Genomic DNA, 19194 nt, shown 5'->3' on the forward strand with positions numbered 1-19194 from the left:
AAAAGTAAAAAAAGAACAGAAGCTTTAGCTCCTGTTCTTAGTTTACACGATAAGATTTAGAAAAGTTTTAATTTACCTTTTTTAATAACCATTGGTACGCCGCCAAGTAAGAACAGGTAGCGGTTGTCGATTACTTTTTTCATTGCTGATGCAGTAGCACCGAACAATTTCTTGTTTCCTACTTTACCGATTGCTTCACCTTTACCAAGTGATGCAACAGTACCTTTAATGTCAGGTTTGAACTCTTCAAGCTTTCCGCCATTCATCAACGCTTTGATGTTGCGGCCGATTGTGTAAGCTTGCTGAATTGCGATTTGTGCAGTTGGAGGGTATGGACGGTTTGCTTCTTCATCAATAATAAGCGCACAATCCCCTGCAACGAAGATATAATCGTAACCTGGCATACGAAGATCCTTATCAACTTTAACGCGTCCGCGCATCGTTTCGAATCCTGCTTCTTCTACTAAATGGTTACCGCGGACTCCACCTGTCCAAACAATCGTGTTTGCTTTGATTTCTTCACCATTAGCAAGCACTACACCATCAGTATTACATTCTTTAATTGGCGTGTTTACAAGGAACTCAATTCCGCGGCGTTCTAAATTATTGATTGCATACTCAACAAGCTCTTCATCGAATCCAGGAAGTACTGTTGGAGCGGCTTCAATATTAACGATACGAACTTTTTCACGAGGAATATCGTACTCGCGGCAAAGCTCAGGAACACGGTCAGCTAGTTCACCAACGAACTCAATACCAGTGAAACCAGCTCCACCCACTACGATTGTAATAAGCTCATCTTTTTGTCCTTCGTTGTTATAACGTGCGAAAGAATAGTCGATATGTTCACGGATTTTACGAACAGAGTTAATGCTGCGGATACTGAATGCATTTTCTTTAAGACCTTGAATACCAAAAGTCTCTGGATCAGATCCTAATGCAATAACTAAATAGTCGTACGTCAATTCTTGGTTTTCAAGAATAACACGTTTTTCGTCTTTTTTAAGTTCAACAACTGTATCTTGAACAAAGTTGATTTTGTTCATATCAATGATGCTGTCGATCATGATGCGTGTTTTATCGTGGTGTAATGTACCAGCTGCATTTTCGTGAAGCCATGTTGTTTGGTAATGATAGTTATGTTTGTTTACTAATGTTACTTCTGCTTCATCAGATCCTAATTCTTTTTGTAAACGAACAGCTGACATGATACCGCCATAACCGCCGCCTAGAATAAGTATTTTTGGCTTACTCATCGAATTCACTTCCAGTTCTAATTTTTTTTAGTTTGACCTTTTCATTCAATTAATATAAGAAAAGGAATAGATTGTGATATATTTCACGTAATAAGACATAAATAAGTGCAAAAATGTTCGAAATATCGACATTTTTTATTCATACAAACTCATCTTATTCCTTTTCCCTTGTTTTTTCAACCCTTTTTTCGTTATGATATAAATTCAATTCTTATAAGGATTGCTGATATTTATTTGTCACTCTATGCCAAATTATACAAACGAAAAAAGAGGACTTTTTGCCTTCATAAAGAATGTTTATGAGAGTTAGCAAAGAAGTTCTGGTCAGAACATATTGCGTGTTCATCAGTCATAGAAAACAGAAGAGGTGAAAGTGATGGCAAAAGAAATTTACGATATTACGATTATTGGTGGAGGTCCTTCAGGTTTATTTGCTGCATTCTACGGCGGCATGCGACAAATGAAAGTAAAAATTATCGAAAGCATGCCACATCTTGGTGGTCAGCTTTCTGCTTTATATCCTGAAAAATACATATATGATGTTGCCGGTTTTCCTAAAGTTCTTGCACAGGACCTTGTAAACAACTTAAAAGAACAAGCGATGCAGTTTAATCCTTCCGTTGTTTTAGAAGAGTCGGTAAAGAACGTGGAAAAAAATGATGAAGAGATTTTTGAATTAACAACCGATAAGACCGTTCATTATAGTAAAGCTGTATTGATTACAGCAGGTGTTGGTGCATTCCAGCCCCGCCGATTGGAGTTAGCTTCCGCTTCACAATATGAAGGGAAAAACCTGCACTATTTCGTAAATGACCTTCAAGCTTTTGCAGACAAAAAAGTTTTAGTTTGCGGGGGCGGAGACTCAGCGCTTGACTGGTCTTTAATGCTGGAGCCAATCTCGCCAGAAGTTACACTGACTCATAGACGTGATAAGTTCCGTGCTCATGAGCATAGTGTCGAACAATTAATGAACTCGAAGGTCGTTGTAAAAACTCCCTATCAAATCACGGAATTGATTGGTGACGGGGAAAATATCTCGGCAGTTGTATTAGAAAACGGAGACCTTAAAGAAACCATTGAAGTGGACGCTGTAATCGTTAACTACGGCTTTATTTCTTCACTTGGTCCAATTAAGACTTGGGGTCTTGATATTCAAAAGAACTCTATCGTGGTTAACTCCAAGATGGAAACGAATATTAAAGGAATCTATGCAGCAGGTGATGTATGTACGTATGAGGGCAAAGTTAAGCTGATTGCTTCAGGATTTGGAGAAGCTCCTACAGCTGTTAATAACGCTAAAACGTATATTGATCCAAATGCAAAGACTCAGCCCATGCATAGCACGAGCCTATTTTAATATCGATGAAAAAGGTGCCGGACTTTCGTTCGTTATGAGCAGGAGGTGTTCACTTTGAACAGGCAATTTACTGAAGAAGAAATGCATGCTGCTGATTGTTTACAGGAGATGCAAAGAATAATCAGCCAGCTTCATATTACAGATGAAACTTTCTTAGAAGATACGAAGTCACAATTATCCCGTTTAAAGGAGCTTCTTATTGAATTGGAAAAGTATACTATGGAATAAATTCCTTCTGGATAATGGGTGTAATCTTTGTTATCATTATTTGTGAGGCGGACAAGTGCCGCTGAAACCAAAGTATTTTAACCCGGTGTTGGCGCGCCGGGTTTTCTTATACCCTTTTTTAGATGAGGAGAAGACAAACATGGAAATGAATTTGATGTTGGGTATTCTGTTCTTTATTATGGGAACGATCTTAATGCCTCTTGGCTTAAAACAGACGAGCAAACAAAATAAAATTTTACTTATAGGAGCATCTGTTTTTTCAGATATAATGGGTGTTCTTTTGATTTTTAACATAATTTAGACATAAATGAAACCTCCTGAGCGTTGCCTCAGGAGGTATATTAGTTTCTTAGCATTCTTCCGGCGATCCGGCGTTTGTTGCTGTACGGAATGACGATCCGCAGCCGCAGGAAGCGATGGCATTTGGATTTGTTATTGTAAATCCTCCACCCATCATGTTTTGTTTAAAATCAATAACCGTGCCTTTTAATACTTTTGCACTTTCTTCATCAACTACTACACGGATACCATCAATCATTTCTTCTGTATCTTTTTCATTAAAATCACTGTCAAAGCCCATTCCATACGAAAGACCTGTACATCCTCCACCTTTAACAGCTACGCGAAGAAATTGATTTTTATCTTCTTCATCAGCCAGCATTTCCTTAATTTTGCTTGCTGCACTCTCTGTAATTTCAACGATCATTGTAATCACTCCTTTAATAAGGATTATAGCTTTAGTATATCTCCTCTGATGTTTATGCTCAACATTTCAGCTTTACCTTTGTTTTTCATTTTGCTGCAATTTCATAATTTTATTATGTGTCTCATCAATTTTTCTACTATATTTTAATACCATAGGATGGTGAATTCCAAATGTGTTTGCGGTTTGTATCATTTTATTTCGCAAACTCTCTAATTGTTCAATTTTTTCAAGTCTAGATGCTGTTGTGGCCTTCATTTTCGTCACTCCACTCTTAATTTTAAGACAAGTAATGTATTTCTATTTTACAGTTATTTCAATTAATAGACAATAAAACCCTATAAAAAATAAGGGCATTTTTAAATATTGGAAAGTTTTTTATAAAAGTGACTTCCTTGTCCTAATGTAGGATTAGGCTTATAATGATAAAAGTATCTCAATGCTTTAAAAGACTTGTTGTCTGGATTATCTTTTAATTTCTTATTTTACATAGTATTCGTTTAATATTGGTTAAAGCAGAGCATAGTCTCTCATTCAAATTCACAAAAATGTGAACATCATCCGAACATTTCGCTAGAACATTAGGGGGATAAAAAAATGGCAAATATATTAACATTCGATACTCGAATGGAAGCAATTGCAGAGAAAGTGAAACATGGTGAGCGTCTTACGATCGAAGACGGATTATATTTATATGAAACAGACGATTTATTATCTGTTGCGACTCTCGCAAATGAAGTGAACCGTCAAAAAAACGGGGATCATGTTTATTTCATTGAAAACCTATATATTAATCCAACAAATGTTTGCGAAGCAACTTGCAGTTTCTGCGGATTTAAACGTAAGCCTGGGGAAGAAGGCGCTTATACGATGAATGATGAACAGCTCTTAGAGTATGTTCAAAAGCGCTGGAACGATAATATCCGGGAGTTTCATATCGTAGGCGGACACAACAACGAGGTACCATTTGATTATTATTTAGATACCATCCGTACTTTAAAAAAACAATATCCGCAAGTAACAGTGAAAGCTTATACAGGAGCTGAGATTGAGTTCTTCTCAAGAATTGCTGGGATCTCAATGAAAGAAGCATTGCAGGAGCTGATCAAAGCAGGTCTTGATACAATGCCAGGCGGAGGCGCTGAAATCCTGACTGAAAGATATCGTTTAAAGATGAGTCCTGACAAAGCATCAACTGATCAATGGCTTGAAGCCCATGAGATCGCACATGGTTTAGGATTGAAAACACATGCTACAATGCTTTACGGTTCTATTGAGACAAAAGAAGAACGACTCATTCATATGGATCGCCTGCGCCAGCTTCAAGACGTAACGAATGGCTTTATGGTGTTCATCCCTCTTGCTATGCAGCCACGTTCACAGTCGATGGGCTTAATGAGAAGAACTTCTGCATTTGACGATATGAGAACCATAGCAATCAGCCGTCTAATGCTGGATAACTTTGATCATATTAAAGCTTATTGGATCAATATCGGCGTACAGCTGACTCAAATGGCTCTTACTTTCGGATCAGATGATATTCATGGAACTCTAATTGAGGAACGAATCTCCCATGCTGTAGGTGCTTTAACATCTGCTGGGATAACTCGTAAAGAACTCGTTCACTTAATTAAAACAGCTAACAAAGTGCCTGTTGAACGTGATACCTTCTATAACATCATTCAAAAATACTAATTAATGAAGAAAGCCCGACTACATTTATATGTAGTCGGGCTTATTATTTAGCATTAGCTGTCATTTACGGTACGTGTTCTTTTATTTATTACACGTTTGCTCAATCTTGGCCGGTTTTCGCTCAGAATATACGATCTTCGCTCAAATGATGCCGATTATCGCTCAAAATATCCATCCTGCGCTCAAACAAGGTTTATTTTCGCTCAGACTGTCATTATCCTATTTTAAAAAGTATTCACCTGTACAAATTAATTCTGCCGGACCTGTCATTAATACATTTCCATTGTTCTGCCAGTTAATAATAAGATCCCCGCCTGCTAAATGAACAGTTATATCCGTGTTTCTTTCAGATTTACCATTTAGAATTGCTGCAACGGCAGCTGCACAAGCCCCTGTGCCACATGCTTGAGTAATTCCTGAACCTCTTTCCCATACACGGAAATGCATTTCGCTTTCAGAAACCATCTCAACAAATTCTGCATTAACCCAATCAGGAAACATAGGATCTTTTTCAATGATGGGTCCAAGCGTATACAATGGTGCTTCCTCAATGTTTTCAACAAAAAATACCGCATGCGGATTTCCCATCGAGACAGCTGTCATATTGAGTTCAGTGTCTTTAAAAGTAACAGGCTCATTTACAATGGTTTCTTTATTAGAGAACCCTTTTACAGGAACTTGATCTGGAGTAAGCATGGGGTTCCCCATATTTACTGTTACCAATCTGACTTTATTTTCTTGATCTGTTGTCAGCTTTGCAGTTACAAGACCGCCAAGTGTCTCAATATCGAATTCTTTTTCATTTACGATACCATTCTCAAAAGCATATTTTGCTACACATCGCAGTCCATTCCCGCAGTTTTTTGCTTCTGAGCCATCATTGTTAAAAATTCTCATTTTTACCGGTGCTTTATCACTTGGGCAGATTAAGATCATTCCGTCAGACCCAATCCCTGTATACGGGTTAGAAACATTAACGGCAAGCTTGGGCATATCAGCTTCGGCGATATTTTCCTCAAACATGTTAACGTAGATATAGTTGTTTCCAAGTCCATGCATCTTTGTGAATTTCAATGTCTTCATGTTTTGGTTAAAACTCCTTATCGTTTGCCTCGTAATTTTTCATCTGTATAAAAGTAATCATCATCCGCATGAAGAATTGTAAGTTTCCCATGACAGCATGGCATGATTAATCTTTGCTTTACCCCTTCCTTTGCCAGCTCCATCTGCTCTTCTTTAAAACTTGTAAGCACGTTGTCACTGTTGCAAAAAGGACATTCAGCGATATAAATGTCATTCATCATTCTTTCAAACGGCCATGTATATTCAAAGGTTAATTTCATGTGTTTCATCCTCTATTTGAAAGGTATGTTAATTGCATTTTCATTCACAACTAACATTTTTTAAAGTATAATGGGTGATGTAATAAAATACAATAGCGATCCATCTTCGGGGCAGGGTGAAATTCCCGACCGGCGGTAATTGAAGATTCCCTCTTCATCAGCCCGTGAGCCGATAAAATTTTCATTTTATCAGCTGATCTGGTGTAACTCCAGAGCCGACAGTATAGTCTGGATGGGAGAAGATGTTGGTACAGCGGTTCAATCATTTAATTGAACCCTTTGTTTAAGTACGCATTTTTTTTAATAAAATGCTTCTTTCTCATGCTGTTCTTCATTCAATCTCCTTAGCCCAGCGTTTTTTGGCTAAGGTTTTTTTGTGACAAACAGGCTGTGCTGCATTTGAAATCATTAGATGGCGCAAGACAAAAGAGGAGAGATTTCAATGCAAAAGGGAAAAATCAAACAAATGGTAGTGGTATCGATGCTCAGCACGATCGCGTATGTGCTCATGATGCTCGACTTTCCGTTCCCAGGACTTCCACCATTTCTAAAAATTGATTTCAGTGAGGTTCCTGCCCTGCTAGCGGCTATTATTTTTGGACCTGCAGCAGGTATTATGGTTGAAGCCATAAAAAACGTACTTCACTATGGGATTGTTGGAAGTTTCACAGGTGTTCCAGTTGGACAATTAGCCAATTTTATAGCAGGAATAATTTTTATACTGCCAGTATCTTATCTATTCCGAACAAAGCACACATTTAAACGTCTTTCTCTCGGTTTAATTCTTGGTACTGCACTAATGACATTAATGATGGGATTCCTTAATTATGTTATCATTCTGCCGGCATACACTTGGTTCCTTGGAGCTGAGCCAATGTCCAGCCAGGTGATGATGGATTTAATCCTAAAAGGGATTACTCCTTTTAACCTCATAAAGGGTACGATTATTACCCTATTATTCTTAGCAATATATAACAGAATGAAGCCTTGGGTGATGAGACAGATCAGCCAGCAGGCTTAAATAGATGAAAAAACCGCTGCGTATTTAGGTACGCAGCGGTTTTCTGATTTGCAGGCTGTCGGGATCCAAACGGTGTTTTGCTTTATTTGAACCACAAAAAATGCCCAAGCAAGCGCTTGAGCATCTTTTTATACCTATTTTATAGAATAAACATACCAGCGATTGCACCGCTTAGTAAGTTAGCAAGTGTTGCAGCGATTACTGCACGCATTCCAAGTCTTGCGATGTCTGAACGACGGTTTGGCGCCATCGCTCCAAGACCACCTAGAAGGATCGCGATAGATGAAAGGTTTGCAAAACCACAAAGTGCAAAGCTGACAACCGCAACCGTTTTAGGCATAAGATCAGGAATTTGAGGTGCAAATGAAGAATAAGCAACGAACTCATTCAATACAATTTTTTGTCCGATAAAAGTACCGGCTTTTACTGCCTCTTCCCAAGGAACACCGATTATAAATGCGATTGGTGCAAATAAATAACCTAGGATTTGCTGAAGTGTAATATCATAGCCGAACCATCCGCCGATACCGCCAAGGATCCCGTTTACTAGAGCAATTAATGCGATGAACGCTAATAGCATAGCTCCAACGTTTAGTGCGATTTGAAGACCGTCACCAGCCCCTTTTGCCGCTGCATCGATCACGTTTACTGTATCTTTGTCACGCTCAAGTTTAATTTCACCCATTGTTTCAGGCTCATCTGTTTCAGGAACAACAATTTTCGCAACTGCAAGTCCTGCAGGAGCACACATAAAGCTCGCTGCGATTAAGTACTCTAGAGGTACACCTAGCAAGTAGTAACCAATCAGTACAGAACCAGCTACAGATGCGAGTCCCCCAACCATTACAGCAAAAAGCTCAGATTGTGTTAAACGATTCATATATGGACGGATTACAAGAGGTGCTTCAGTTTGTCCTAAGAAAATATTTGCTGTAGCACTCATGGATTCTGCTTTACTTGTTCCTAATAATTTCGATAAAGCTCCACCTAGAATTCGAACAACCCACTGCATAATTCCAAGATAATATAAAACTGAGATCAATGATGAGAAGAAAATAATTACTGTTAATACTTGAAACGCAAAGATGAAGCCTTTTCCTTCTTCAGGAATCATACTTCCAAATAAGAAATCTACCCCTTCATTTGCATAAGCAACTACGTTTGAAACTTTTTGGGATACTCCCTGTAATGCTTTTTTACCCGCTTCCCACTTTAGAACGATTAAAGCAAAGGAAACCTGAATAGCAAGAGCACCCAGTACTGTTCGCCAGTTAATCGCTTTCTTATTTTTAGACAGCAAGAATGCGATTACAAGAATAAACAGCATTCCACCTATTCCCCATAAAATTTCCATATTTACACCCCTTTTATTAGTTAGAAGAAAACGCTTTCTTTTAATGTGCTAGTTGTCAGACATCGAATGACTGACCCTTTAATAATGTAACAAATTTCGACAAAAATGCAATCCCTTTTTCATAAATTAATCTTAGATATTTTTCCCAATATACTAAACCGTATCCAATAAAAAAACAGCTCCTCAGTAAAATTTGAGAAGCTGCCGTTTAAAACATACCGTTTTCATCTATATGATTGTAAATATTTTTTACGAGTTCTTCTGGTGTTTCCCCATGGACGATATCTCCATTTACAAGGGCAAAAAGCGACTTAGCACACTGTCCGCAATAACCAAGACAGCCGTACTCTATCACATCCAGATCATAATCCTTTTCAAGTTCCTCAAGTGCTCTTTGAGCTCCACTTGCTAAGTTGCTTACACAAAACTCAATAATCGGTCTCATCTTTCGTTTCACCTCTTAATGAATCCATCCTAACGGTTTATTTAAGGCTAGTCAATGTAAACACTTCGATTTTTCCGCAAAAATAGTTGTGAATTTATAGCAAAGTGCTATACTTAAACATGTCAAAAACGTGAAATCGTTTACTTTCAGCCATTTAAGGTTAATTGATACTATACACTATTATAATCATAGATAAGAATTGTCTTGAAAGAAAAGGGGAAATGACAAATGAAGCACCTCGTTTTACTTGGCGGAGGATATGGAAATATGCGTGTGTTAAAGAGGCTTCTTAATTCCTCAGACCTCCCTGAAAACATTCAGCTTACACTCATTGACCGTGTACCATATCATTGTTTAAAAACCGAATATTATGCATTGGCTGCCGGAACAATTTCCGATCACCATGTACGTGTAACGTTTCCTGATCACCCTCGCCTAAACATTAAATATGGTGAAGTAACAGGAATCGACATTAAAGAGAAAAAAGTACTTCTAAAAGATCAGGACGCAGTTTCCTATGATGATCTTATTATCGGACTAGGATGTGAAGATAAGTATCATAATGTGCCAGGTGCAGATCAATTCACACTAAGTATCCAAACCATCGATAAATCCCGTCACACATATCAAGTACTTAACAACTTGCATGCTAACGCAGTTGTTGGTGTGGTCGGAGCCGGTCTTTCAGGGGTTGAGCTGGCTTCGGAACTTCGTGAGAGCCGTCCAGATTTAACCATTAAGTTATTTGACCGCGGAGATATCATTCTTTCAGGATACAAAAAAAGACTAAGCAACTATGTTCAAAACTGGTTTCTAGAGCATGGTGTAGAAGTGATCAATAACTCTAATGTTACTAAAGTAGAAGAAGGCGCGCTTTATAACCATGATGAAAAGGTTGAATGTGACGCAATCGTATGGACAGCGGGTATTCAGCCTAGCCATATTGTAAGAGAGCTTGATGTTAAAAAAGACAGTCAAGGTCGTGTCGTACTAACCGAACATCACCACCTTCCTTCTGAAGAGCATGTATATGTAGTTGGTGACTGTGCAAGTCTACCTTATGCACCGAGCGCACAGCTGGCCGAGGAACAAGCTGAACAGATTTCGCAGGTATTATTAGCTCGCTGGAATAATCAGCCGCTCCCGGAAATGAACGAGATCAAATTAAAAGGTGTTATGGGATCTCTCGGCAAAAAGAGCGGATTCGGCACAATGGGAAGTACCGCTTTAATCGGACGTGTACCTCGGTTATTAAAATCAGGTATCTTATGGCTATATAAATATCAAGTATAAAAAAAGCCCTTGCTTCTGCAAGGGTTTTTTCAATAATAATTACCACCAATAAGGACGGAAACGGCGAACTCGGAAAAACGGAAAACCAAATAATCCAAAGCCTGGAATAAATGGTCCTACAAAAATGATTCGGCTGTCACGCTGTTCACTTTCACCCGCCATGATCAAATACATATTATCCTGGTCATAACTATGCAATTTGCCATAATATACATTGCCATCATTCAGTTCGATGGTAACATTCTGTCCCATATATTTCCGACAAAGATCATGATAGTGATGGTGATAATGGCCAGCGTTTGAAGATTCATCTTTATACTTTTTACCTCTTAAAGGGTTCAACAATTCGCTTTGCCTCCTTTTTTTCCATAACATCATATTCGGAAAAAGAGACAAAGTATGTGTACAGACCCAATTCATAAAAAATAGGCGCTTAACTTACAGCGCCATAACCATTCTGTTCAATAATGCTATAGATCGTTTTAAGGTTGGGATTCCCTTCTGCAACAACCTCACTATCGATCACAACTACTGGATAAAACAAATCTTCTTCTATTATTCTTTCGGAAAATAAGCGATCCGTTTCATTTTCCGGTTTTTCCATATCTATATAAAGCACTTGAAATACGGTGTTTGGATATTTTCTGGAGATTGCAGCCTCCAGCCATTCAGCTGTCTCTTTTGCTGAAGGAAGATGTACGCAGCTCGCACATTTTTGTTCGGCACCATATACTTTTATTAGCAAAGAATTTTTCATGAAGAATCACCTCAATGTATGCGCTTATTTGCTTCCATCATACCGTATTTTGGAGGAAAGAAAAAGGAGCAAATATCATGATGCTTGCTCATGGATTTTTTATACCATTTCCCGTATACTAAAGGTAAGTTCTTTTTAAGAAAGGAGCCTTGATAGTTATGGCTGAAACTCAAAACTTAGAGATGCGTGAACAAGTAGAAGAAGTTCTTGATAAATTACGCCCTTTCCTTCTTCGTGACGGAGGAGACGTTGAATTAGTGGATATTGAAGAGGGTGTAGTTAAAGTACGCCTTATGGGTGCTTGCGGAAGCTGCCCAAGTTCAACAATCACACTAAAAGCTGGAATTGAACGTGCACTGTTAGAAGAAGTTCCTGGCGTTGTTGAATTAGAACAAGTATTCTAATTTAAAATGATTAAGCCGCTCTGAAATTAGAGCGGCTTTTTTTTTATTCTTTTCTAGAGGCTCTTTTCTAAAAGATTGTTTCTGGGGGATTTTTGTGATACGCCTCCAGCGACATGTTGATTGGAGTGTAAGCTCTCTTCAGCAGATTTTCTTGTAGACGCAGGAGCAGCACTTCATATATCTTTCACGGAGCTCACCTTACCTCTCGCGGAAAGCGAGCATCCTGGAGCGAAATATCAACCACTTCTAAAGCAACAAAGTTTATGACATTAAATGAACAAGCAATGCTTTTTGTGCGTGAAGACGGTTTTCAGCTTCATGAAAAACAACAGAATGATGTCCATCAATTATATCAGCTGTAACTTCCTCTCCGCGATGTGCTGGCAGACAGTGCATGAATATATAATCTTTTTTTGCATGTGACACAAGCTGTTCGTTTACTTGATAAGGTTCAAAATGAGCTATTCTCTCTTCGGCTTCACTTTCCTGCCCCATGCTTGCCCATACATCCGTATAAATGACATCACTGTTATTAACGCCTTTTACTGGATTATTAGTAACTTCCACAGTAGATCCTGTCTGATTAGCGATCTCTTTTGCATATGAAACAATCTCTTTTTTTGGTTCATAATTTTTTGGAGTAATAATTGTGCAATTCATACCAACTTTAGCTGCACCTATCAGAAGAGAATGAGCAACATTATTGCCATCCCCGATATAGGCTAGTTTTTTTCCTTTAAATGACCCTTTGTACTCCAAAATAGTCAGCAGATCAGCGAGTGCCTGGCATGGGTGAAAATCATCTGTCAGACCATTGATTACTGGAATGGTACTGTTTTGAGCTAACTCTTCCACCGTCGACTGGTGGAAGGTACGTATCATCAAACCGTCCAAGTATCCTGAAAGAACCTTCGCCGTATCTGAAACGGATTCGCCTCTGCCCATTTGTATATCGCGAGTACTTAAGTGGATAGCGTGACCACCAAGCTTAAGCATCGCCGCTTCGAATGAAACACGGGTACGCGTGGATGATTTTTCAAAAATCATCCCGAGAATTTTACCTTTCAATAAAGGTGGTGGAGAAGCTCCCTGCTTTTTTAAGTCTTTTGCCAGATTTAAGAGATCAATAATTTCATTTGTGGAATAGTCGAGTAATGTAAGGAAATCTTTTTTAGTTCTCGTCGTGCGTAAAGGATGAACGATAGACATCAGATCAGCACTTCCTTTCTTGTATTCATTAATAAAGCTGCCGCTTGCAGATATGCTCGTGCTGTTTCTTTTCGGCTGAAAACATGTATTCTTTCCAGTACAGCCTTTTTGGCGGAAGAATGATTTGTCTCATCTGTGAAATTTATATAAGCCGCTTTTTTATCTGTTTTAAGCCACTCTTCAAAAGGCATATCTTCTTCTGTTATGACTTGGAAGCCCAGTTCTTTCCATTTTTCAGATTCTGTTTTAGCTGAATCTCCTTCTGCAAACATACTGCCTTCAAAGCTCCAGACGTCACTTAATTGGAGGCTCGAACCTTTCAATGCTTTAAGCAAAGCCGATAGATAATCTTTGTCTGTACCGATCACTTCCCCGGTTGATGTCATCATTGGACATAGAACAGGTGAAACTCCTGAAAGCTTGATCGTTGAAAAAACTGGAGCTTTTACTGTAACAAAGGGCTGGCCGTTATGCTCTTTCTCAAGATTCAATTGGCTTATTGCAGATCCGAGCATCAGCTCTGTTGCTTTTTGAACTAAATTAATATCCGTAATCTTACTCATAATCGGTACAGTTCTTGAAGCTCTTGGATTTACTTCAATCACATACACGTCTTCATTTTTAATTGCGAACTGAATGTTGAATAACCCTTTGTAGTTCATACTTTCTGCAATTTTCTTTGAATAAGAAATCAAACGTTCTTGGACAGTATCTGAAAGTGTCTGAGGCGGGGTAACGGTTAAGCTGTCACCAGAATGAACACCTGTGCCTTCAATATGTTCAAAAATCCCCGGAATGTAAATGTCAGCTCCATCTGTTAACACATCCACCTCAGCTTCTTTTCCTATTAGGAAAGTATCGATTAAGATCGGGTAGCTAACATCTGCTTTCAACAAAAATTCACTTAGTTCCAGGGCCGAATAAAACACCTTCATTCCGCTTCCCCCGATTACATAAGAAGGACGAACAAGAACTGGAAAACCAAGTATTTCTGCAAATTTTTTCGTTTCTTCTTCATTATGAGCAGTGAATCCATCTAATTTAGGGATACTGATATTCTCTAAAAATTGATAGAAGCGTTCTCTGTCTTCCATCTGATCTACCGTATCTGCTGGAGTACCTAAAACGTGAACCCCAGCCTTCTCTAATTTTTCAGCTAAGTTTATGGACGTCTGCCCGCCGAACTGTAAAATAACATCAGTAATTCCTTCAAACTGCAATACGTTATAGATGTCCTCAAACGTTAACGGTTCGAAGTATAAAGAATCTGATACTTCATAATCCGTACTGACTGTTTCAGGATTGTTATTAATCAGAATAGCCTCATATCCCAGTTTGTTAAGAGCTAATGCACTATGGACACAGCAATAATCAAACTCCACTCCTTGCCCGATTCGTATCGGGCCTGAACCAATAACCGCAACTTTCTTCTTCTGTTCTGGCTGTTTATCACTTACTCCACTCCAGCTAGAATAAAAATAGGTGGTTTTCGCTTCGAATTCTGCCGCACAAGTATCAACCATTTTGTAGGAAGGAATGATGTTCCATTCTTCCCGTTTGCTCCGTACGTCAAATTCAGATACAGACCAAATAGCTGAAAGATATTGATCCGAAAAGCCTAACTTTTTTGCGGTCTGCATGTGTGATTCACCAATTTTGTCCAAGCTTACCTCTTTTAGTGTCTTATCGATGTGAACCATCTGGCTGAAAACGGATAAAAAGTAAGGCGATATCTTTGTTATGCTTTGAATTTCATCTGCTGAAACATCACGGCGCAGCAGTTCAAGAACTGCAAAAAAGCGCCGGTCGTCCGCGTTGGCTGCTAAATCGTACAGTGTCTCTTTTTCAATAGAAATCAGTTCCTTTAAAAACATGCCCTCCGTTTTTAACTCCAGTGATCGGATTGCCTTTTGAAAGGCAGCTGCCATGTTTCTCTCTAGCGCCATTACTTCTCCTGTTGCCTTCATCTGTGTCCCTAGCTTCCGGTCTGCATCATGAAATTTATCAAAGGGCCATCGAGGCATTTTAACTGCAACATAATCCAGAGCAGGTTCAAAGCTTGCGAATGTAGTTCCCGTTACAGGATTCTTCAGTTCATGAAGATTGTAGCCGAGAGCAAGTTTGGCTGCGATTTTGGCAATCGGGTAGCCTGTAGCCTTTGAAGCAAGTGCAGAAGAACGGCTCACGCGCGGATTCACCTCGATCAAATAATATTCAGATGTATGAGGATCAAGGGCAAATTGAATGTTGCATCCGCCTACGATCTCTAACGCGTTAATGATTGTAAGAGAGGCTTTTCTTAACGACTGGTACTCATCATCAGTCAGCGTCTGGCTCGGTGCAACAACTACAGAATCACCAGTGTGTACGCCAACTGGATCAACGTTCTCCATATTACAAACTGTGATACATGTTCCATTCTCATCACGCATTACTTCATACTCAATCTCTTTAAAGCCTGCGATGCTTGTTTCAATTAAACATTGATTGATAGGGCTTGCCGAGAGACCTTGTTTAACAAGCGTTGACAGGTCTTGTTTTGAACTAGCAATTCCTCCTCCAAAACCGCCTAAAGTGTACGCTGGACGTACAATAACGGGATAACCTGTTCTCCCTGCAAATCCGATTGCTTCTTCGACAGAGAACACGATCTCACTTTCTGGCACAGGCTCACCAAGCTCCCGCATCAAGGAACGGAATGCGTCACGGTCCTCTGCTTTTTTTATTGAATGTATATCAGTGCCTAAAAGCTTAACGCCATATTTTTGAAGGATGCCTTTTTCATTGAGCTCCATTGCCAAGTTTAAGCCTGTTTGACCACCAACCGTTGCTAAAAGTCCGTCAGGCTTTTCCTTTTGGATAATTTGTTCTGCATACTCAGACGTTAATGGCTCAAAGTAAATTTCATCGGCAAAGGTTTTATCCGTCATAATTGTCGCAGGATTATTGTTGATCAAAACGACTTGAATGCCTTCTTCCTTTAGGGCTTTGCACGCTTGCGTCCCTGAATAATCAAATTCTGCTGCCTGACCTATAACTATAGGTCCTGAGCCAATCACTAGAACTTTCTTGATGTCGGATCGTTTAGGCATAACTTCTCACCTTCTCTTTATGCTTTACATTCTGGATGAAATCTTGAAAGATTTCTGCATGTTCCTGCGGACCAGGTGCAGCTTCAGGGTGAAACTGAACACTTGAAACGTTATACTTGCTGTGCCAAAGTCCTTCAACACTCTTGTCGTTCACGTTCTCAAACCAGATGTTAAAACCGGTTGACGCCAGGCTCTCTTTTTTCACAACATAACTATGATTTTGTGAACTCATCGATACCTTTCCAGTTCTCACGTTCATGACTGGATGATTAGCACCGCGGTGCCCAAATTTTAGTTTCATCGTCTCTCCGCCAAACGCCAATGCCAGAATTTGATGGCCAAGACAAATTCCAAAAACCGGGTAACGGACAGCGAGGTTTTTATAGCGATGAAAGTACTTTGAAAATCTCATAGGATCTCCAGCACCATTTGAGAATACGAATCCATCTGGATTCAACTTCTCTATTTCAGCAATATCATAGTCATATGGAACAACCGTAACTGAGCATCCTTGGCTTATTATTGAATCTGCAATAGATTTTTTATATCCAAAATCGATAAGAACGATATGAGTTTCCCCTGTTCCTGCCTTCTTAACAGCTGTCTTCGGCCAGCACACTTCTATATGAAAGGAGTGTGAAGGTATACTGCCTGAATGCATAACAGCTGGAACTGAGCCTCTTTCCCGAATTTGCTGAATAAGTGCCCTTGTATCGACATTGGTTAAGGCAGGTATTTTGTGACTGTTTAGATAATTTGCTAATGATTGACGGCTTTCATCTACAGGAAAAGAATAGTATTCTGCCATAATGACACCGGCCACCTGAATTTCAGCGGATTCCATACTTTCGGGATGAAAACCGTAATTTCCGATAAAAGGATAAGAGAATACAACAATTTGTCCTTGGTAAGATGGATCTGTCAACACTTGTTCATAACCAGTCATGCCTGTATAAAATACAACTTCTCCGGAACAGTATTGAGTGTCACCGAGCCATTCCCCGGCAAACGAAATCCCGTTCACTAAAGTAATACTGCCTTTCATAGGTTAACCCTCTCCTTGTATAAAACATATAAGTATTCGTATTTTTATTCATTTATGCGTATAAAAAATAAGGATTTTTCATCCTTTTTATTTTGATACTGTTTGAAATTGAATAAATAATTGTTTCACGATACCTGCAGCAGCATTTAATTCTTCACTAGAAACGGTTAATGGCGGAAGCAGCCGGATCACGTTCTCTCCAGCAGGGACAGTTAGAAGACCTTGTTCTTCAAGCTTTTCTATCAAACTTCCGACTGGTCTCTCACACTCAATCCCGATTAGTAGCCCTTTACCTCTGATTTCTTTCACGAGTGAGCAGCTTTGTAACGATTCAATCAGCATATCTTTAAAGTCGTTCCCTTTTCTTTCAACATCTTTTAAGAAATTTTCCTGAAAAATCACATTAAGGACCGACTGGCTTACAGCACATGCAAGCGGACTTCCCCCAAATGTTGTTCCATGGCTTCCTGGTCCAAATGCATCTCTCAGCTTTTCTTTTCCAAGCATTGCGCCAATCGGGAACCCATTGCCCAGCCCTTTTGCAAGAGTAATAATATCTGGATGTAAACCGAAATGTTCATATGCATATCTTTTACCTGTTCTTCCGATTCCTGTTTGCACTTCATCAATGATTAAGAGAATTTCATGTTCATCGCAGAGCTTTTGAATTTCGTTATAGAATGAATCATCACCCATTCTGACTCCGCCTTCACCTTGAAAGATTTCCAGCATAACAGCAGCCGTCTGATCGTCCATATTCTTTTTCAGCTGTTCTGATTCATTCCATGGAGAGTGTACGAATTCTGGAACGAGCGGGCCGTAACCATCTTTAATCTTTTGCTGGCCTGTAGCTGACATCGAACCGAATGTACGTCCGTGAAAAGAATCCTTAAACGTTATGATTTTATTCTTTCCTGTATACTTTTTTGCGAGTTTTATAGCAGCTTCATTAGCTTCAGCACCGCTGTTGCAGAAAAAAACTAAATCTAATGGCGTTTCTTTCACAAGGGTCTCAGCAAGGATTTCCTGCTGTTCAATTTTAAACAAATTGGATGTATGCCATATTTTCTCACTTTGTTCTTTTAAAGCGGAAACGACTTCAGGATGACAATGTCCAAGGCTGGTAACTGCGATTCCGCTGGTGAAGTCCAAATATCTCTTGTTGTTTTCATCATACACATATGTTCCGCTTCCTTTTTGAAGCTGAAATTCTTTTCTTTTATAAGTCGGAAATAAAGCACTCATAATGCCAGCACCTCTTTATAGCAGCGGGTACCTGACAACGATTGATCTGTGATCAGCACTTCCTCAATATTTAGCTCCAGGCATTTTATGACTGCTTCTACCTTTGGTATCATCCCTCCATAAATATGGCCGTCATGAATGCTTTGTTTTAACTCTGTCACGCTTAAATGATCCATTTCCTGTCCTTCGATCTGAATACCTGAAGTATCGGTAACAAAACAAACAGAGGTTGCCAAAAGTGCTGATGCCGTTTCTCCAGCAGCAGTGTCTGCATTAATGTTAACTTCTTCTCCTTTATCAGTGATGCCTAAAGAAGCGATAACAGGTACTTTTCCAGATTCCAATAATTTTTCCAAAATGGCCGTGTTTACGTTTTTTACTTTGCCGACATAGCCATACTTTTCTTCGTTTAAATAATCACATTGAATCAACATATGTTCTGATCCGCAAAGCCCAACTGCTTTAATGCCTTCCTGGTTCAATCTTTCTACTAGATTGGAATTGGCTATATCTTTTAATGCTTTCTTTACACAAGAAAGTGCATTCTTTGATGTGATACGGATACCGTCTTTTATCTGAATCGGCAGTCCAGCTTCTTTTAATTTTTTGTTTATTTCAGGTCCGCCTCCATGAACAATCACTACTTTTTCGCCATTTTGTATTTTATTTTTCAGGGTTTTAAAAAAGGCAGGCTGTAAATTCTCTAATGTACTGCCTCCGATTTTTATTATAGAGAACAAGCTTCTC

The 19194-nt window shown here is 39.2% G+C and carries 21 protein-coding genes and 1 riboswitch; of the genes, 7 read left to right on the forward strand and 14 right to left on the reverse strand.

Translation table 11 applies throughout. From position 1 onward, the window contains the following. Positions 1-56 precede the first annotated feature (56 nt). Complete coding sequence (locus tag M3196_RS06315; protein ID WP_251321369.1) at positions 57-1256, reverse strand: NAD(P)/FAD-dependent oxidoreductase; 1200 nt, start codon at positions 1254-1256, stop codon at positions 57-59. 376 nt (positions 1257-1632) lie between these two features. Between M3196_RS06315 and M3196_RS06320 the strand changes: the two genes are divergently transcribed. From M3196_RS06320 to M3196_RS06330, 3 genes are all read left to right on the forward strand, one after another. Next, the gene (locus M3196_RS06320) at positions 1633-2613 is read left to right on the forward strand and encodes an NAD(P)/FAD-dependent oxidoreductase (protein ID WP_251321370.1); all 981 of its coding nucleotides are present in this window, start codon (positions 1633-1635) and stop codon (positions 2611-2613) included. 54 nt (positions 2614-2667) lie between these two features. Then, positions 2668-2841 carry a hypothetical protein gene (locus M3196_RS06325; protein WP_251321371.1) on the forward strand — a complete coding sequence of 58 codons (174 nt, stop codon included), beginning with the start codon at positions 2668-2670 and terminating at the stop codon, positions 2839-2841. Between the two features lie 139 nt (positions 2842-2980). Next, on the forward strand, positions 2981-3142 hold the full coding sequence (locus M3196_RS06330) for a hypothetical protein (RefSeq protein ID WP_251321372.1): 162 nt from the start codon (positions 2981-2983) through the stop codon (positions 3140-3142). 48 nt (positions 3143-3190) lie between these two features. Here M3196_RS06330 and M3196_RS06335 read toward each other — a convergent pair whose 3' ends face one another. Beyond that, on the reverse strand, positions 3191-3547 hold the full coding sequence (locus M3196_RS06335) for a HesB/IscA family protein (RefSeq protein ID WP_251321373.1): 357 nt from the start codon (positions 3545-3547) through the stop codon (positions 3191-3193). 72 nt (positions 3548-3619) lie between these two features. Next, a complete protein-coding gene (locus M3196_RS06340; RefSeq protein WP_251321374.1) occupies positions 3620-3802 on the reverse strand; it encodes an aspartyl-phosphate phosphatase Spo0E family protein in 183 nt (60 codons plus the stop codon). A gap of 339 nt (positions 3803-4141) precedes the next feature. On the opposite strand from M3196_RS06340, the gene mqnE reads away from it, so the two are divergent. After that, positions 4142-5239, forward strand: coding sequence for an aminofutalosine synthase MqnE (gene mqnE, locus M3196_RS06345; RefSeq protein WP_251321375.1), 1098 nt, complete (start codon positions 4142-4144; stop codon positions 5237-5239). Between the two features lie 219 nt (positions 5240-5458). On the opposite strand, the gene dapF is transcribed toward mqnE, so the two are convergent. Both dapF and M3196_RS06355 read right to left on the reverse strand, forming a co-directional pair. Beyond that, positions 5459-6322 (reverse strand): diaminopimelate epimerase, encoded by an 864-nt coding sequence (gene dapF / locus M3196_RS06350; RefSeq protein WP_251321376.1) that lies wholly within the window; start codon positions 6320-6322, stop codon positions 5459-5461. 17 nt (positions 6323-6339) lie between these two features. Continuing rightward, a complete protein-coding gene (locus tag M3196_RS06355) occupies positions 6340-6582 on the reverse strand; it encodes a hypothetical protein (protein ID WP_251321378.1) in 243 nt (80 codons plus the stop codon). Positions 6583-6680: 98 nt separating this feature from the next. Beyond that, positions 6681-6830: riboswitch (FMN riboswitch) on the forward strand. A 194-nt stretch (positions 6831-7024) separates the two neighbouring features. Here M3196_RS06355 and M3196_RS06360 point away from each other — a divergent pair. Next, positions 7025-7603: an ECF transporter S component gene (locus M3196_RS06360; RefSeq protein WP_251321379.1), complete on the forward strand. Its 579-nt coding sequence runs from the start codon at positions 7025-7027 to the stop codon at positions 7601-7603. Positions 7604-7742: 139 nt separating this feature from the next. Here the strand turns inward: M3196_RS06360 and M3196_RS06365 are convergent, their stop codons facing one another. Next, positions 7743-8957 (reverse strand): NupC/NupG family nucleoside CNT transporter, encoded by a 1215-nt coding sequence (locus M3196_RS06365; protein WP_251321380.1) that lies wholly within the window; start codon positions 8955-8957, stop codon positions 7743-7745. Positions 8958-9165: 208 nt separating this feature from the next. Beyond that, entirely contained in the window at positions 9166-9402 is a 237-nt protein-coding gene (locus M3196_RS06370) for a YuzB family protein (RefSeq protein WP_251321381.1), read from the reverse strand. Positions 9403-9630: 228 nt separating this feature from the next. Here M3196_RS06370 and M3196_RS06375 point away from each other — a divergent pair, with 228 nt between their 5' ends. After that, positions 9631-10695 (forward strand): NAD(P)/FAD-dependent oxidoreductase, encoded by a 1065-nt coding sequence (locus M3196_RS06375; RefSeq protein ID WP_251321382.1) that lies wholly within the window; start codon positions 9631-9633, stop codon positions 10693-10695. A 39-nt stretch (positions 10696-10734) separates the two neighbouring features. Here M3196_RS06375 and M3196_RS06380 read toward each other — a convergent pair whose 3' ends face one another. Beyond that, positions 10735-11040 carry an LSM domain-containing protein gene (locus M3196_RS06380; protein WP_251321383.1) on the reverse strand — a complete coding sequence of 102 codons (306 nt, stop codon included), beginning with the start codon at positions 11038-11040 and terminating at the stop codon, positions 10735-10737. 88 nt (positions 11041-11128) lie between these two features. Next, entirely contained in the window at positions 11129-11452 is a 324-nt protein-coding gene (locus tag M3196_RS06385) for a YuzD family protein (RefSeq protein WP_251321384.1), read from the reverse strand. 158 nt (positions 11453-11610) lie between these two features. Here M3196_RS06385 and M3196_RS06390 point away from each other — a divergent pair, with 158 nt between their 5' ends. Next, complete coding sequence (locus M3196_RS06390) at positions 11611-11856, forward strand: NifU family protein (protein WP_066238880.1); 246 nt, start codon at positions 11611-11613, stop codon at positions 11854-11856. A gap of 261 nt (positions 11857-12117) precedes the next feature. Here M3196_RS06390 and argF read toward each other — a convergent pair whose 3' ends face one another. From argF to argB, 5 genes are all read right to left on the reverse strand, one after another. Further along, complete coding sequence (gene argF / locus M3196_RS06395; RefSeq protein ID WP_251321385.1) at positions 12118-13065, reverse strand: ornithine carbamoyltransferase; 948 nt, start codon at positions 13063-13065, stop codon at positions 12118-12120. Then, complete coding sequence (locus M3196_RS06400) at positions 13065-16157, reverse strand: carbamoyl phosphate synthase large subunit (protein WP_251321386.1); 3093 nt, start codon at positions 16155-16157, stop codon at positions 13065-13067. Before M3196_RS06400 ends, argF begins: the two co-directional genes overlap by 1 nt. Beyond that, positions 16150-17202 (reverse strand): carbamoyl phosphate synthase small subunit, encoded by a 1053-nt coding sequence (locus M3196_RS06405; RefSeq protein WP_251321387.1) that lies wholly within the window; start codon positions 17200-17202, stop codon positions 16150-16152. Before M3196_RS06405 ends, M3196_RS06400 begins: the two co-directional genes overlap by 8 nt. Positions 17203-17289: 87 nt before the next feature. Beyond that, positions 17290-18447 carry an acetylornithine transaminase gene (locus M3196_RS06410; RefSeq protein ID WP_276531249.1) on the reverse strand — a complete coding sequence of 386 codons (1158 nt, stop codon included), beginning with the start codon at positions 18445-18447 and terminating at the stop codon, positions 17290-17292. Further along, entirely contained in the window at positions 18444-19187 is a 744-nt protein-coding gene (gene argB / locus M3196_RS06415) for an acetylglutamate kinase (RefSeq protein ID WP_251321388.1), read from the reverse strand. The genes M3196_RS06410 and argB overlap by 4 nt, the downstream gene beginning before the upstream one ends. Positions 19188-19194 lie beyond the last annotated feature (7 nt).

It is taken from the genome of Fictibacillus nanhaiensis, from assembly GCF_023715445.1.
Classification (GTDB): domain Bacteria; phylum Bacillota; class Bacilli; order Bacillales; family Fictibacillaceae; genus Fictibacillus; species Fictibacillus nanhaiensis_D.

Excerpts from the sequence above, each read along its gene's own strand:
- M3196_RS06315 (WP_251321369.1), bottom strand. The coding sequence starts at position 1,256 with ATGAGTAAGCCAAAAATACTTATTCTAGGCGGCGGTTATGGCGGTATC.
- M3196_RS06320 (WP_251321370.1), top strand. The coding sequence starts at position 1,633 with ATGGCAAAAGAAATTTACGATATTACGATTATTGGTGGAGGTCCTTCA.
- M3196_RS06330 (WP_251321372.1), top strand. The coding sequence starts at position 2,981 with ATGGAAATGAATTTGATGTTGGGTATTCTGTTCTTTATTATGGGAACG.
- M3196_RS06335 (WP_251321373.1), bottom strand. The coding sequence starts at position 3,547 with ATGATCGTTGAAATTACAGAGAGTGCAGCAAGCAAAATTAAGGAAATG.
- M3196_RS06340 (WP_251321374.1), bottom strand. The coding sequence starts at position 3,802 with ATGAAGGCCACAACAGCATCTAGACTTGAAAAAATTGAACAATTAGAG.
- mqnE (WP_251321375.1), top strand. The coding sequence starts at position 4,142 with ATGGCAAATATATTAACATTCGATACTCGAATGGAAGCAATTGCAGAG.
- dapF (WP_251321376.1), bottom strand. The coding sequence starts at position 6,322 with ATGAAGACATTGAAATTCACAAAGATGCATGGACTTGGAAACAACTAT.
- M3196_RS06355 (WP_251321378.1), bottom strand. The coding sequence starts at position 6,582 with ATGAAATTAACCTTTGAATATACATGGCCGTTTGAAAGAATGATGAAT.
- M3196_RS06360 (WP_251321379.1), top strand. The coding sequence starts at position 7,025 with ATGCAAAAGGGAAAAATCAAACAAATGGTAGTGGTATCGATGCTCAGC.
- M3196_RS06365 (WP_251321380.1), bottom strand. The coding sequence starts at position 8,957 with ATGGAAATTTTATGGGGAATAGGTGGAATGCTGTTTATTCTTGTAATC.
- M3196_RS06370 (WP_251321381.1), bottom strand. The coding sequence starts at position 9,402 with ATGAGACCGATTATTGAGTTTTGTGTAAGCAACTTAGCAAGTGGAGCT.
- M3196_RS06375 (WP_251321382.1), top strand. The coding sequence starts at position 9,631 with ATGAAGCACCTCGTTTTACTTGGCGGAGGATATGGAAATATGCGTGTG.
- M3196_RS06385 (WP_251321384.1), bottom strand. The coding sequence starts at position 11,452 with ATGAAAAATTCTTTGCTAATAAAAGTATATGGTGCCGAACAAAAATGT.
- M3196_RS06390 (WP_066238880.1), top strand. The coding sequence starts at position 11,611 with ATGGCTGAAACTCAAAACTTAGAGATGCGTGAACAAGTAGAAGAAGTT.
- argF (WP_251321385.1), bottom strand. The coding sequence starts at position 13,065 with ATGTCTATCGTTCATCCTTTACGCACGACGAGAACTAAAAAAGATTTC.
- M3196_RS06400 (WP_251321386.1), bottom strand. The coding sequence starts at position 16,157 with ATGCCTAAACGATCCGACATCAAGAAAGTTCTAGTGATTGGCTCAGGA.
- M3196_RS06405 (WP_251321387.1), bottom strand. The coding sequence starts at position 17,202 with ATGAAAGGCAGTATTACTTTAGTGAACGGGATTTCGTTTGCCGGGGAA.
- M3196_RS06410 (WP_276531249.1), bottom strand. The coding sequence starts at position 18,447 with ATGAGTGCTTTATTTCCGACTTATAAAAGAAAAGAATTTCAGCTTCAA.